Origin of the sequence: Schaalia sp. JY-X159, assembly GCF_014525425.1 — a bacterium.
GTDB lineage: Bacteria > Actinomycetota > Actinomycetes > Actinomycetales > Actinomycetaceae > Scrofimicrobium.
In genome coordinates this window covers 129,897-143,730 of the sequence record NZ_JACEXI010000002.1, presented here as the reverse complement: position 1 = coordinate 143,730, position 13,834 = coordinate 129,897, and the positions used below count along the sequence as shown (strand labels likewise).

Genomic DNA, 13,834 nt, shown 5'->3' with positions numbered 1-13,834 from the left:
AATCTCCGGATTTTCCAAAATCCAGGTTTTGCTAGCCAACACATATTCTAACCAGGAAACTATTATCCAAACAATAAGTACTTTGACTCAGGTTCTATGAGCCCTGACGTTTTACGCTTTGGTAGGCCGCGAGTGCGGCACTTCGCGATTCGTCGAGGGCAACAATTGGCTGCGGGTACCTTCCGGAACCCCACTCGGGAATATGGTGCCGAATGTAGGATTCCTGAGGATCAAACTTCTTCGCCTGCAATTCAGGGTTGAACACCCGGAAGTACGGGGCTGCGTCGACGCCGGAGCCCGCCACCCATTGCCAGTTAAATGGGTTACTGGCTTGATCCGCATCAACGAGCGTGTCCCAGAACCATTGCTCACCTACGCGCCAATCTATGAGCAAGTTTTTTGTGAGGAACGAAGCGGCGACCATTCGTACCCGGTTGTGCATGGTGCCGGTGTTCCAGAGTTCCCGCATCCCCGCATCGACCAGTGGGTATCCGGTTGCGCCACGCTGCCATGCCACAAGCTCGTCCGGATGCACTCTGCGCCAGGGGAACTCATTGAATTCGGCTCTCCAGTTGGATTCAGAGAGGTTCGGGAAGTGAAAAAGTACGTGCCAAGCAAACTCGCGCCAGCCGATTTCGGTGAGAAACTTCGTTGCACCCTCAGACGCTACGGGTGACAAGTGGGCTCGGATTTGCTGCACCTCATGCCACACCTGGTGGGCACTCAGCTCACCCCAACGAAGGTGTGGCGAAAGGCCAGACGTTGCGTGCTCTGCTGGCACATCGCGGCCGACGGAGTATATTTCGAGATCCTCTTCAAGAAACTCATGCAGTCGCTCATGCGCGTGCGCTTCGCCAGGTGTCCAGGCCTGCCGCAATCCTTCGGCCCAGTCGGGTCCCGTAGGTTGCAGCGCCCACGTGGTGATATTTTCTGAGCCGAGTGCAGGTGCCGGAAGGTTACAGCGAGGCGGCGTGGGCAGTGGGAGCCGTAATTCTTCGGCATTGACGCGACATGCGCGCCAGAACGGCGTAAATACGGAGTAGGGCGAGCCCTGGCCAGTTCTGATTGTCCAAGGCTCAAAGAGCAACGACGCCTGAAAGCTCTCAATATGCACGCCTTCACCCCGAAGCCTCTGCTTCAGCTCAGCGTCGACCGCGATCTCGCCAGCTCCGTAGCGTCGATTCCAGAACAACGAAGATGCCCCTAAATCTCTGACGATATCGGGCACCACCGATCCCGCAGCTCCTTTTCGTAGCACTAGCGAAATGTTGAGCTCTGCAAGGGACTGTTCCAGCGAGAGCAAGCTCTCGTGCAGCCACCATCGTGAAGCCCCACCCAGTGGCCTGATCGCCGGAGACTCTTCGTCAAGAACGTACAGCGCCAACACCGAAGAGCCTCGATTGAGCGCCGCAGTGAGTGCAGGGTTATCAGCAATACGCAGGTCGTCTCGAAACCAGACGACGCTCACATCACTCAGAGCCGGACTCACGGGACGTTCCATCCGTCGTGACCTTGCCTCATGCGCTCGGCGATATCGTTGAGAAACTTCGTTATAGCTTCGCGCTCCCTTGGCTCTAGAGCCGCTGCCACAATAAACCTATTTGCGTGTGTTCGTCCCACCGTGTCACGGGCTACAGCGTGAGTCTGTTCTGTGACGCTGATCGATAATGCGCGCCGATCTGTTGGGTGCGGGCTACGCACAATGTGCTCATCTCGCTCCAGGCGGTCAAGCAACTTTGTGGTTGAAGCGCTGGTGATGCCGAGGTGCCGTGCGATCGCGCCCGGAGTCACGATCTGTTCTTGGTTCGCGGCCACAATCAAAAAATGAATTGCCCGCATCTCTGTCTCACTGAGCTGCATGAACTTCTGGGACGCTTTCGAGAGTTCTTCCTCCGAGCGCCTCAGGTTTGCCATCGAGTTCATGAGACGGGTGATCTGTGCAACATCTTCAACACTGAGGGCTGATCGGTCGATGAGGTGCCCCTGCGGGTCACTGGCGTTGACGTCATAAAGCGAACTCTCCACAGACGGAGGCTCTTCGTCCTTTGGACGCAAAGTCTGGGCAGTCCCTTGAGGGGGCCCGGTCGTGTCGTTTGCCATTCTTACATTCTATGAGGAATGTGGGTATTATGCTAAGGGTATTGCTAGATAGGCTATATAGTCAATATTGATCAATATTTTCTCGACTGTCGCCCAAAGCTGCTCCGTTGAAAGGAAAGCCATGAAGAACTCAGTTTCATAGGCCAAGAATGCGAAACAAGTTCGAGCTGCGGCACGTCAGCGACCTCCGAAGTGGTTGCGAGTCTTCATTCCTGCCCTGCTCATCCTTGTCTGGCTCGCTGGGGCGAGTGTGGGCGGACCCTACTTCGGGAAGGTCGGTGAGGTGTCATCGAACGATCAGACCAGCTATCTGCCAACCAGCGCTGACGCTACCACCGTACAAAAAGTTCTCGGGGATTTCCGTGACAGTGACAGCATCCCCGCTGTCCTCATCTTCACTAGCGACTCCAAGATTAATGACACCACCATGGCTGCCTTGCAGACCGAGCTCGACAGTATCAGTCAACTCGACGGCGTCGACAGCCGAACTTCTCCGCTCCTTCCATCGGAAGACGGACACGCAGCGCAAGTGTTCGTGCCCATCAACAGCAGCGGAGAAATTGGCGATGTGGTCGATTCGATGCGGAACGCCATCGGTAAGAACCTGCCAGAGGGCGTCACGGCATACGTCACGGGACCTGCAGGGTTTACCGCTGACCTCGTAGATGCGTTTAGTGGCATCGACGGTCTCCTGCTGTTAGTGGCTCTGATTGCAGTGTTCGTAATACTCATACTCGTGTACCGGTCACTTCTGCTTCCAGTGGCTGTGCTCTCGACGAGCTTATTCGCGCTGTGTGTGGCCTTACTGACGGTGTGGTGGCTCGCCAAAGCGGGGATCCTGCTACTCAGTGGCCAGACACAGGGGATCCTGTTCATTCTCGTGATTGGTGCCGCCACTGATTACGCACTGCTGTACACCGCTCGCTACCGCGAAGAACTCAGAACGAACCAGCACAAGTGGGATGCAACGATGGCCGCACTCAAGGGTTCGTTCGAGCCGATTCTGGCCTCAGGAAGCACTGTGATTGCCGGCCTGCTGTGCCTGCTGCTGAGCGATCTCAAGTCCAATAGCACCCTAGGCCCAGTCGCGGCAATCGGTATCGCGTTCGCAATGCTCTCCGCCCTCACACTGTTGCCTGCCATCCTGTTTAGCTTTGGTCGTAGCGCCTTCTGGCCGAAGCGCCCCCACTACGAGCCAGATATTGCCCGCCTTGAGGACGGTATGCACACGACCGGAATCTGGGCATGGCTGGCCGGACAGATTCGCCGGCGGCCGCGCGCTATTTGGGTGACTACTACTGTCATCTTGATTGTCGGCGCATTCGGCCTGACACAGTTGCAGGCTACCGGTGTTGCGCAAAGCGATCTGGTCCTTGGTCAGTCGCAAGCTCGCGACGGACAGGTCGCTCTCGGCAAACACTTCCCGGGTGGATCAGGAAGCCCAACCTACGTAGTGACCGAGCAGGATCAGCTGCAAGAAGTTGCCGATGTACTCCTCAGGTCCGATGGGGTCGAGTCGGTTGCGATCACCACAGCCGACTCTCCGAGCGGCACCGCTCAGGTCACGAATGAGGGAATAACGGCCTTTGGCCCGCCCGGAACAGCTGCGCCAGCCCCTACGGTGGCCAGTGGGCAAGTTTTGTTGCAAGCGACCCTCACCGATGTGGCCGACTCTCCTGCCGCAGAGCAGACTGTCCGTGAACTGCGAAGTGACCTTGCCGGGATAGGAATCGTTGGCGGTGTCACCGCGACCGCAATCGACACAAACGATGCCTCGATCCACGACCGAAACCTGATCATCCCGATCTTGCTCATCGTTATCCTGCTGATATTGATGCTGCTCTTGCGATCAATCCTCGCCCCGGTGCTTCTTATTCTGACCACGGTGATCTCATTTGGTACCGCTCTCGGGATCTCGGCACTGGTCTTTAACGGAGTCTTCCAGTTCCCAGGCGCAGACGCCGCGGTGCCGCTTTTCGGTTTCGTATTCCTTGTCGCACTCGGTATCGACTACAACATCTTCTTGATGACCCGGGTTCGGGAAGAATCGCTCACCCACGGCACTCGCGACGGTGTGCTTCGCGGACTCTCCACCACCGGGGGTGTCATCACCTCTGCTGGCCTCGTTCTCGCGGCAACGTTTGCAGCGCTGGCAGTAATCCGGCTCTTCGCAAAAGGGACTGTAGGTGGTGTTGGGATTGTGGGTGTGAGTGACCCTCTGGCTGGCAGGATGTAGGTGTTCAAAATCTGCATCTGCTGCCCGGAGGGTCTGTGTATCAGTTTAGTGTGCCGTGTCTAGAGTCTGCATTCCGTCTTGATAGCAGTCAGGTGGTGATCACTGGTCAAACAACAATTCAGCAAGGAGACCGGCAAGTCCTCATTTTCGAGGTTCGTCTGACACAACCGGATTGGTGGTGCCGCTCTTGTGGGTGCCAGGCCAACTCTCGTGGGAGTCGTTCTCGTCAGTTATTTCATGCCCCAAACGGGTCCCGACCGGTGCGTCTACTACTACGTTTACGGTGCTTTTCTTGCACACTGTGTCAAACCTATTGGTCGGAACAAGTGCCAGCGGATTTGGTGCCTGCCGGCTCGAAACTCACGCGGGCGGCTATCAACTGGGCTCTGGTATCAGTGGTATTAGACGGGCTCAGTATCAACGCTGTAGCACGGAATCTGGGGACGGCATGGAACACCGTCAACGAGGCGGTCTTAGAAGCCGGTTACACGCAGTTGATTAGTGATCCCACCCGTTTTGATGGGGTCACCACCATCGGGGTGGATGAACACTGCTGGCGGCACGTGGGATGGCGCTCAGACCGGTTCGTAACCGTCATCATTGACCTAACCCCACGCCGCGATGGCAGACCGGCGCGCCTGTTAGACATGGTTGCGGGCCGATCTAAACAAGTGCTGAAAACCTGGTTACAAGCACGCGACACCAAGTTCAGGTTAAACGTGAAAACCGTGGCAATGGATGGATTCACTGGCTATAAAAGCGCAGTGCGAGAAGTCCTCAGAACCGCTGCAACAGTAATGGATCCCTTCCACGTGGTACGCCTAGTGGGCGACAAAGTCACCCACTGCCGCCAAAGACTGCAACAAGAGACCCTGGGACGTAGAGGACGAAAAAATGATCCTCTCTACCAGGTGCGCCGCTTGCTCCTGACCCGTAACAAACTGTTAAGTGAAACGGCTGCACCCAAAGTTGATGCCATCATCCAAAACCCCAGGTACGAGGCCCTGACACGAATATGGAGTCTCTACCAAGCAGTGATCAACGCCTACGAAAACCCGAAAAGACTGCAAGGACGCGAGAAACTCGCCTGCATCATTGACGCCCTCAACGCCGATACCACGCGGGGAAATCCCGAGCTACGTTCCCTAGCACGAACGCTACACAAGCGCCGCAATGACATCCTGGCCTACTTCACCCACCCCCACTCCTCTAACGGGCCAACCGAAGCCATCAACGGCCGCCTCGAACACCTCCGCGGCATAGCCCTAGGATTCCGAAACCTCCAAAACTACACCCATCCTGCCAGCCAGTCCCAGACCAGCCAATAAACAACTTACAGAAGAGCCGTTTATCTCTTCGCCGCCGTCACCTGCACCACCCTCATCGGTCACGGGTGGAGCGAATGGCTCTACCTGCTGTTTTTCCTCTTCCTGTGGAATGCGCTGAAATTCATCCTCATGGGACCCATCAGCGTCGTCCTTCTGGCTCGCGTCCGCTACCAGGAAGCACGCGCCCGCCGCCACAACCGAAGGGCTGCAGAGACCTGGGAGGCGGTACCCGCCAGCAGCTAACTCGCCTGCGGATCTGACCGTCCGCCGCTACTCGTCGGTAGCGCGCAGACGGTTCTCCTCTTCCAGGAGGTACTCCCACTCGGCAGGCTCCACAGCATCAGGGATGACTTTGTCGAGGCGTCCAGTATCGATGACGTACTCGTGCTCACCGCGGGTGGCGTGGAACGTGGCGAGCACCGCCTCCCGCGGCACCGCTGCCTCATAGATCTCGTGGTGGCGACCGCCGAGTGCGCCGAGCCGGGTGGCGAACCAGTGCGCCCGCTCAAAACTCGTCGTCCACGAAAACCCCGTCTGGTGCCCCTCCGCCGCGGCACGAAACAGTTGCACCGACTCCGGCAGCCGTGCCCGGTCGCGCACCTCGGTCTCGTGCAAGTAGTGGTCTTCGTCGACGCCCGCGAGTTCAAACAGCTGCACCCACACCTCATGATCCGCAGCCCGTCCCGGCCACTCACACGTCGTCCAGGTGTCCTCGAGCCCCCTGCGAAGTTCCCGGTCAGTGAGAGCCCCAGTGATAACGGCGGCGAACAGTACCCCCGGCTTGTCGTTACGGCCGATCCTCGCCGATAGGTCCGCCCAACCCACTCTTGGGGCATGGGCGTTGCCGAGTCGTCTCACGAGGCCGCCCCCTTCCAGCAGTTGCGACACATGGTCGTCGAACAACTCTTGTCCATACGGGCCGAACTGTCGCCCGTCATTCAATGATCGATCCATCACGGTTCGCTCCGCCTTTCGGTCTTGTTACCGACTCAGCTCCGTAGTGCGTGCAGGAGAAGTCGACGGCGAAACCAGCACAGACGCAGACACGTCAGGAGTCAGGGTTCTCGGTGGATAGGCTCCGGCACGTCGCAGCATCATGGTGACGTCGTCCATCCCCGTCACGACTTCTGCAATCTCGTCACGCATCAAACGGTGGCAGCCCGCAGAAGCAGCGCTGGTGATCGGACCCGGTACCGCGCCCACCTTGCGGCCAATCTCCATCGCCTGTGCGGCAGTGACGAGTGCCCCGGAACGGTATCCGGCCTCAACCACCACCACCGCAGAAGACAAGGCAGCGATGAGTCTGCCTCGTTGCTCGAATCGGTGCTTCGTCGGTGAAGCCCCGGGTGGGAGTTCGCTTACCAGCGTTCCGGTCTGGGCGATCTGTTCAAGCAGTTGCTGATTGCCGGCCGGGTAGAGCCGGTCGAGCCCTCCAGCCAGCACCGCTACCGTCGTGCCGCCTGCGATGAGTGCAGCACGATGCGCAGCCGCATCGATTCCATACGCACCGCCCGAGACGACCATATCTCCAGCATCGACAGATCCTGACGCGAGCTCTCCCGCGATATACGTGCCGTAACCAGTCGCTGCCCGCGCACCGATGAGCCCCACCGAAGACGGCGCAGACAAGTGCTCGACTGCACCCATCACCCACAGCGCGATCGGCCCATGATCATGCCACCGCAGCATGGATTCCGGCCATCCCTCATCGCCAGGAACGAGAATCCGCATCCCGAGCTGATCGGACGTCTCCATCGTCTGTCGAGCGTGGTCCTCACTCAACCGAGACCGAAGTCGCTGCCGCCATGCGTCGACGTCCGTGCGTACCGACAAATCAGCGTCAGTCAGTTCCATCGCAAGCCGCACCGTCTCACTCGGTCCTACCGCGCGGATGAGCCTGCCCGTCACCGCATCTCCCGGTTCCGAAGCGATAGCGAGCATCACCCTCGCAAAGCGCGCATCCTCGGGTGCCTCATCAATATCAGTCATGGCCCGTACCTCTTCTGTGCTCCAGTCGTACTATCTGGGAGGTACGGGAACGATCATGCACCAGGCAAGGCTGCTGTGGCAGGAAACAGCGGAGGACGCAACAGCACACCACTATTGCGGAGATGGCGACCGACCGTGCCTTGGGTAACTCCGAGAACCGCACCGACCTGCGCAAGAGTCTTCCCCGACAAGTAGAGCTCCCGCGCCCGTTCGACAGCCTCCGCATCCAACCCCTGCCGCCGGAGCCGTGCACCCGCATTGCGAAGATGACGCATCACTGCCTCGCGATGTAGCCCCACTTCAAGACCGACCTGGCGGGCACTCGTTCCGGCCTCGTACAACTCGACCATCTGAACGATCATTTCTGGGGTGACAGAGGTTTGAACCCTCCCAACCGACTCAATGACTCGGCCTCGAGAGTCCAGAATAGGAGTCCGAACGCCCAGCTCCCGCACCTTCGAGATACCCACACTTGCCCGTGAAATCAACGATCTCAACGCCGGTGACGAGTTTCGAACATCATCCAGGTAGGAGCACTTTTTGTGCGCGCGTTTGGCCGGCGACCTAGCTGAGGATCTCCAGCAGGGGTTCGTAGTGCTCCACCACAGCGGCGCGGTAGGCATCAACGTCACCGTCTGTTGCAGCGTCGAGCATGTGGCGGTGGCTGTAGGCAGTCCGCAAGCCCGATCCTTCTGTTTCGGATTCAAGGTTAGGAATGATTGACGTGTGCACCAACCAGAAGGACTGATACATCTGGCGCAGCAGTTGGTTGCTGAGCGGCGCCAAGAGGGTGCGGTGGAATGCGATGTCCTGGTTCATGAAGCCGTGGCCCTGTTTGGAAAGGGACACCATCTCTTCCACTAGCTCTTGCAGGGCTTCGTCAGGTTTGCCCTTATGTGCATCGACGACGGTGGACGCCATTCCCAGGTCCATTGCCTGGCGCGCCTCCGCAACCTCGCGGAGGAAGTCACGGTTGCCGGCCTCGGACAGTGAGGCACGTAACACAAGGGTTTCAACCATGGGTTCGAGGGACATGTTGCCGACGAAACTTCCGGATCCCTGCTTGACCCCAACGATGTCGAGAGCTTCCAGTTTGCGGAGCGCCTCCCTGACTGATGAGCGGGAAACGCCGAGATCAGCGGCAAGTGCAGCCTCGGTAGGGAGGGGGTCTCCCGGCGCGAGGTTGTTAGAAAGGATATGCGCTTTGACAGCGTTCATCGTCGCGGCGGATCGGTTCAAGGTATTGATCGGTGCCGGCTGTGGCACTGCAACACTTGATAACAATTCGGCAACGGACTGTTGTAAATATTTGTCAGACATCTTATGATTCACTATACCAGGGCATTTAGAGACTGGGTTGGGTTCAGCATATGTTGAAATCACGCTCGGCGGCCTCAATGGAGAGATAAGGGGAGAAACCCAAGATGTCAGTATCAAAGAAACGACGCTTTGCGCTAACCGCATTCGCGGCAACCGCAGCCTTGTCACTTGCCGCGTGCAGTGGTGGGGGAAGCACCCCGGCCACACCGGAAAGTGGTGATGCGGGTTCAGAAGGCGGCGCAGCAGGAAGCGGCACAATCACCGCTGCCGCAGCATACGAAACCACCAACTACGATCCTTCGTCCACGTCCTCGGCGCTGGCAATGGGCACCAACTGGCAGGTCATGGAGGGTCTCTACGAGCTCGACCTGCACACCTACGAACCATTCAAGGCTCTCGCCAAGGATGACGACTTGGTAGAGGTCTCAGACACCGAGTACGAAGTAACGCTGCGTGATGACGCGAAGTTCTCTGATGGAACTCCAGTCACCTCCGCCGATGTTGTTGAGTCCTATAAGCGCGCCACCGCAGAGGGCAACCTCTACGTTTCGATGCTCGACTTCATTGACGACATCACCGCGAAGGACGACACCACAGTCACGATCAGCCTCTCCAAGCCGTTCGGCCTGGTGAAGGAACGTCTCACACTGATCAAGATCGTCCCTGCTTCCTCGACCCAGGAAGAAATGACCGCGATGCCAGTGGGCACCGGCCCGTGGAAGTACGACTCGATTGACGAGCAGAAGATCCACATGTCACCGAATGAGAACTACAACGGTGACTTCCCAGCCGAAGACGAGGCAATGATCGTCGACATCATCAAGGATGACACCGCACGCACCACCGCTCTTCAAGAGGGCTCTGTTCAGGTCATGGAAGCCGTCCCGGCTGACGTCCGCGCACAGCTTGAAGGCGCAGGCGCAACCGTTGAATCAGTTCAGGGCTTCGCACTCCCCTTCCTGATGTTCAACACCAAGAAGGCTCCTTTCGATGACGCTCGTGTTCGCCAGGCATTCTTCTATGCCATCGACGTTGACAAGCTGATCTCAAACGCAATGTCTGGTGAGGCAACCGCAGCAACTTCCTTCCTGCCTGCAACTCACGCCAACTACAACGAGGCATCGACGGTGTTCACGTACGATCCTGAGAAGGCAAAGGAACTCCTCAAGGAAGCCGGCGTTGACTCGATCGACATCACGCTTCTGACCACAGATCACCCATGGATCACCGCACTGGCACCCCAGGTCAAGAACGACCTCGACGCCGTGGGCATCAACACCACCATTCAGTCCGAAGCATCGTCTTCCCTCTACGCCAACAACACCGACGTTGAGGATCCCCAGTTCGACGCCGTTCTCGCACCGGGTGACCCCTCGGTCTTCGGTAACGACCCCGATCTGCTGATGAACTGGTGGTACGGCGACAACACCTGGACCCACTCCCGCACCCAGTGGTTCGGTTCTGATGGCTACAACAAGCTCCACGAGCTGCTTGACGCTGCTGTAGCGTCCGAGGGCGAAGCACAGCAGGACAGCTGGAACCAGGCATACGACCTCCTCTCTGAAGAGGTTCCGCTCTACCCACTGTTCCACCGCAACATGATCACCGGATACCACGCTGATCAACTCAACAACTTCGTGCCGATCGGCACGACTGGCCTGAACTTCATCGGAGTTTCGACCAAGTAAGTAGTCAAGTGGGGCGGAGCAAATGCTCCGCCCCACCCCTTACTGTCACTGGAGCACTGGCTTGAATAATCTCATCCGTCTAATCGGAAGACGGTTGGTCGCCCTGCCAATCATGATCTTGGGCGTAACCTTCCTGGTCTTCTTCCTCATGTCCTTTTCAAAGATCGACCCGGCCTACTCGGCACTTGGCGAAGGCGCTTCACCCGAAGCCCTTGAGGCCTACCGCCAAGCGCATGGCCTCAATGATCCCTGGTTTACTCGCTACATCAGCTTCGTGGGCGGGCTCTTTACCGGAGACCTCGGTACCTACGGCGCCAACCAAGCATCCGTTGCGGATAAGGTCAGCAGCGCATTTGTTGTCACGATGCAGCTAACCTTCCTCGGCCTCATCTTCGCGGTCATCATCGCAGTAATCTTCGGCGTGATTGCCGCACTGTTCCGCGACCGCTGGCCAGACCAGGTCATCCGCGTCATCTCCACAGCCTTTATCGCAACGCCTTCATTCTGGCTGGCTGTCCTGATGATCCTCTTCTTCTCAGTTTCCCTCGGATGGCTTCCGGCTTCTGGACCACTTCCTTCATTTGGTGAGGACCCCGGTGCCTGGCTGGCGCGAATGACCCTGCCAGTTGTCGCTCTTGGAGTCCCCGTCGCGGGTTCGCTAACTCGCGTTATCCGTACCTCAATGGTCGAGGAACTTGATAAGGACTACGTGCGCACCGCACTCGGTGCTGGCGTTCCCAAGCCGGTTGTGGTTGCTCGCAACGTGTTCCGCAACGCACTCATCACCCCCATCACAGTCCTGGGCCTACGCATCGGTTACCTCATTGGTGGCGCGGTTGTCATCGAGGTCATCTTTAACCTTCCAGGTATGGGCATGGCGATCCTCCAGGGCGTGCAGCAGAACTACCCGACCCTGGTGCAGGGTGTAACCCTCGTGGTTGCCCTGGCCTTCATCATCATCAACATTGTTGTTGACATGCTCTACATTCTCATCAACCCGCGGATTCGGACGGTGTGACGTGCTAAGAAAGAATCTCACCAAGCGAATGGAAGAAAGCGGAGGGAAAGTCCGCTTCAAGCGCTGGCGCGCAATGTCGTGGGGATCCCGTATCTCCCTCATTGTCTTGGCACTGATCGTGCTCTGTGCGATCTTCGCTCCCGTTATCGCGCCACATAACCCAATCGAGATCTTCACTGCTCGCCAGCCACCTTCGTCAGAGTTCCTCTTCGGAACTGATGAAAAGGGGCGAGACGTCCTCTCCCGCATGATCTACGGAGCTCGTTTCTCACTGATCATTGGCCTCGGAGCCACGTTGTTCGCGCTGGTCCTAGGCGCCGTAATTGGCTCCTTCGCAGCAGTGACCAACAAGGCCGCTTCCGAAGTGACGATGCGCGTCATGGATGTCATCATGTCCTTCCCGGGCATTGCACTTGCAGCCGTGTTCGTGTCGGTGTTCGGTAACTCCCTGGTGGTCATCATCTTTGCGATCGGCTTCCTCTACATCCCGCAACTCACACGTATCGTCAGGGCGAATGTCATCTCCGAGTACGGCGAAGACTATGTCAAGGCAGCGGTGGTTTCGGGCGCCCGGGCACACTGGATCCTTATCAAGCACGTCGTGCGCAACACGATTGCTCCGGTCCTTGTCTTCGCAACCGTCCTCGTCGCAGATGCGATCATCTTTGAGGCCTCCCTGTCATTTATTCAGGCTGGTATCCAGGAGCCCACAGCAACGTGGGGCAATATCCTCGCTGACGCTCGAAGTGGCGTGTTGTCGGGTCGTTGGTGGCAGGCACTGTTCCCCGGCCTGGCGATCATGTTCACCGTACTTTCGCTGAACATCCTTTCCGAGGGTCTTACGGACGGCCTCGTGGCCGCTCCTTCGAGGAATGCCCCCAAGGCTGATGAGACCGCGGGTGACCGCGAAGCAGACAAGCTTCTCGTTGATCCTGTCCGCGCTCACGCAGAACAGGCTGAATCGCTGGAGGCGACGCTCTCGCAACTGCGAGAAGTCGAGTTGCAGCGGACAGACCGGTTGGTTTTCACCGAGGACGTTCCACCTCTTCTCGAAGTCAAGGATCTCTGCATCCGCTTCCCACGCCACGGTGACGTCGACGTGATCGACCACATCTCATTCTCGGTACGCCCGGGGGAGACCATGGGTCTGGTGGGTGAATCCGGATCGGGTAAGTCGATTACCGCTCTGGCAATCACGGGCCTCTTGGACAAGAACGCCAATGTTTCCGGCGAGATCTTCTATGGGGGTAAGAACCTTCTGTCAATGTCCCCCAAGGAGCGTCAGTCACTGCGCGGCAATGAGATCGCCATGATCTACCAGGATGCGCTCTCCAGCCTCAACCCGTCGATGCTGATCCGCGCTCAGATGAAGCAACTCACGAAGCGTGGCGGTACACGCACGGCACACGAGCTGCTCGAGTTGGTGGGCCTGGATCCCAAGAGGACCCTGGACTCCTACCCGCACGAACTCTCAGGTGGGCAGCGTCAGCGCGTACTGATCGCTATGGCTCTGACTCGTGACCCGAAGCTTGTGATCGCGGATGAGCCAACAACGGCACTCGACGTGACGGTGCAGAAGCAGGTTATTGAGCTTCTGAACCAGCTGCGAGAGAAGCTGGGATTCGCGATGATCTTCGTCAGTCACGACCTCGCCCTCGTCGCCGAAGTTGCCCATAGCGTCACAGTCATGTACGCCGGGCAGGTTGTTGAGCAGGCGCCCGTACGTGAGATCCTCACGGACCCGCGTCACGAATACACCCGCGGCCTACTTGGCTCGGTTCTTTCGATCGAGGGCGGAGCGGGACGTCTGCATCAGGTTCCCGGTGTTGTCCCGTCGCCACGCGACTTCCCAGAGGGTGACCGCTTTGCTCCGCGTTCCTCTCACCCGGAGGCGTGGACCGGCGAGCGTCCACAGTTGGTTGATGTTGGCAATGACCACCGTTACGCGGTCGTTTTGAACGAGGGCGTCGGCACTCAGGAGATTGAAGTCGAGCCGACCAAGTCAAACCTGGTTGGTGCAACTTCGAACCAAGGTGGATCTGATAGCAGCGACACCAATACGAAGGAAGGTCAGTGACGGTGGCTAAGGAAAACAGTAAGAAGTCTGAGGCCGTAGCCGGATCGGAAGCAACCGCGCTTCCTTTCAAGGCGCATG

The 13,834-nt window shown here is 58.1% G+C and carries 11 protein-coding genes; 5 read left to right on the top strand and 6 right to left on the bottom strand.

Annotated features, from left to right (window positions below; translation table 11 throughout):
- Nucleotides 1–94: 94 nt before the first annotated feature.
- Both IDL90_RS03690 and IDL90_RS03685 read right to left on the bottom strand, forming a co-directional pair.
- Nucleotides 95–1,489: a deoxyribodipyrimidine photo-lyase gene (locus IDL90_RS03690; RefSeq protein WP_223175171.1), complete on the bottom strand. Its 1,395-nt coding sequence runs from the start codon at nucleotides 1,487–1,489 to the stop codon at nucleotides 95–97.
- On the bottom strand, nucleotides 1,486–2,100 hold the full coding sequence (locus IDL90_RS03685; RefSeq protein WP_187994394.1) for a MarR family winged helix-turn-helix transcriptional regulator: 615 nt from the start codon (nucleotides 2,098–2,100) through the stop codon (nucleotides 1,486–1,488). Before IDL90_RS03685 ends, IDL90_RS03690 begins: the two co-directional genes overlap by 4 nt.
- 283 nt (nucleotides 2,101–2,383) lie before the next feature.
- Here IDL90_RS03685 and IDL90_RS03680 point away from each other — a divergent pair, with 283 nt between their 5' ends.
- Together IDL90_RS03680 and IDL90_RS03675 are read left to right on the top strand one after the other, a co-directional pair.
- The gene (locus tag IDL90_RS03680) at nucleotides 2,384–4,336 is read left to right on the top strand and encodes an efflux RND transporter permease subunit (protein WP_316930275.1); all 1,953 of its coding nucleotides are present in this window, start codon (nucleotides 2,384–2,386) and stop codon (nucleotides 4,334–4,336) included.
- A gap of 35 nt (nucleotides 4,337–4,371) precedes the next feature.
- Nucleotides 4,372–5,664, top strand: coding sequence for an ISL3 family transposase (locus IDL90_RS03675; RefSeq protein WP_187994393.1), 1,293 nt, complete (start codon nucleotides 4,372–4,374; stop codon nucleotides 5,662–5,664).
- 270 nt (nucleotides 5,665–5,934) lie between these two features.
- On the opposite strand, the gene IDL90_RS03670 is transcribed toward IDL90_RS03675, so the two are convergent.
- From IDL90_RS03670 to IDL90_RS03655, 4 genes are all read right to left on the bottom strand, one after another.
- Entirely contained in the window at nucleotides 5,935–6,618 is a 684-nt protein-coding gene (locus tag IDL90_RS03670) for a hypothetical protein (RefSeq protein WP_187994392.1), read from the bottom strand.
- Nucleotides 6,619–6,645: 27 nt separating this feature from the next.
- Nucleotides 6,646–7,653, bottom strand: a complete 1,008-nt coding sequence (gene dprA / locus IDL90_RS03665; protein WP_187994391.1) for a DNA-processing protein DprA — start codon at nucleotides 7,651–7,653, stop codon at nucleotides 6,646–6,648.
- Nucleotides 7,654–7,706: 53 nt separating this feature from the next.
- Nucleotides 7,707–8,015, bottom strand: a complete 309-nt coding sequence (locus IDL90_RS03660) for a hypothetical protein (protein WP_187994390.1) — start codon at nucleotides 8,013–8,015, stop codon at nucleotides 7,707–7,709.
- 202 nt (nucleotides 8,016–8,217) lie between these two features.
- Nucleotides 8,218–8,973 carry a FadR/GntR family transcriptional regulator gene (locus tag IDL90_RS03655; protein ID WP_262509019.1) on the bottom strand — a complete coding sequence of 252 codons (756 nt, stop codon included), beginning with the start codon at nucleotides 8,971–8,973 and terminating at the stop codon, nucleotides 8,218–8,220.
- Between the two features lie 104 nt (nucleotides 8,974–9,077).
- Here IDL90_RS03655 and IDL90_RS03650 point away from each other — a divergent pair, with 104 nt between their 5' ends.
- The 3 genes from IDL90_RS03650 to IDL90_RS03640 all read left to right on the top strand — a co-directional run bounded on the left by IDL90_RS03650 (nucleotide 9,078) and on the right by IDL90_RS03640 (nucleotide 13,756).
- On the top strand, nucleotides 9,078–10,661 hold the full coding sequence (locus tag IDL90_RS03650) for an ABC transporter substrate-binding protein (RefSeq protein WP_187994389.1): 1,584 nt from the start codon (nucleotides 9,078–9,080) through the stop codon (nucleotides 10,659–10,661).
- A 61-nt stretch (nucleotides 10,662–10,722) separates the two neighbouring features.
- Entirely contained in the window at nucleotides 10,723–11,679 is a 957-nt protein-coding gene (locus tag IDL90_RS03645) for an ABC transporter permease (protein ID WP_187994388.1), read from the top strand.
- Between the two features lie 28 nt (nucleotides 11,680–11,707).
- Nucleotides 11,708–13,756, top strand: coding sequence for a dipeptide/oligopeptide/nickel ABC transporter permease/ATP-binding protein (locus IDL90_RS03640; RefSeq protein WP_187994387.1), 2,049 nt, complete (start codon nucleotides 11,708–11,710; stop codon nucleotides 13,754–13,756).
- Nucleotides 13,757–13,834 lie beyond the last annotated feature (78 nt).

Coding starts and splice junctions, on each gene's coding strand:
- IDL90_RS03685 (WP_187994394.1), bottom strand. CDS start 2,100: ATGGCAAACGACACGACCGGGCCCCCTCAAGGGACTGCCCAGACTTTG.
- IDL90_RS03670 (WP_187994392.1), bottom strand. CDS start 6,618: ATGGATCGATCATTGAATGACGGGCGACAGTTCGGCCCGTATGGACAA.
- dprA (WP_187994391.1), bottom strand. CDS start 7,653: ATGACTGATATTGATGAGGCACCCGAGGATGCGCGCTTTGCGAGGGTG.
- IDL90_RS03660 (WP_187994390.1), bottom strand. CDS start 8,015: ATGATCGTTCAGATGGTCGAGTTGTACGAGGCCGGAACGAGTGCCCGC.
- IDL90_RS03655 (WP_262509019.1), bottom strand. CDS start 8,973: ATGTCTGACAAATATTTACAACAGTCCGTTGCCGAATTGTTATCAAGT.
- IDL90_RS03650 (WP_187994389.1), top strand. CDS start 9,078: ATGTCAGTATCAAAGAAACGACGCTTTGCGCTAACCGCATTCGCGGCA.
- IDL90_RS03640 (WP_187994387.1), top strand. CDS start 11,708: ATGGAAGAAAGCGGAGGGAAAGTCCGCTTCAAGCGCTGGCGCGCAATG.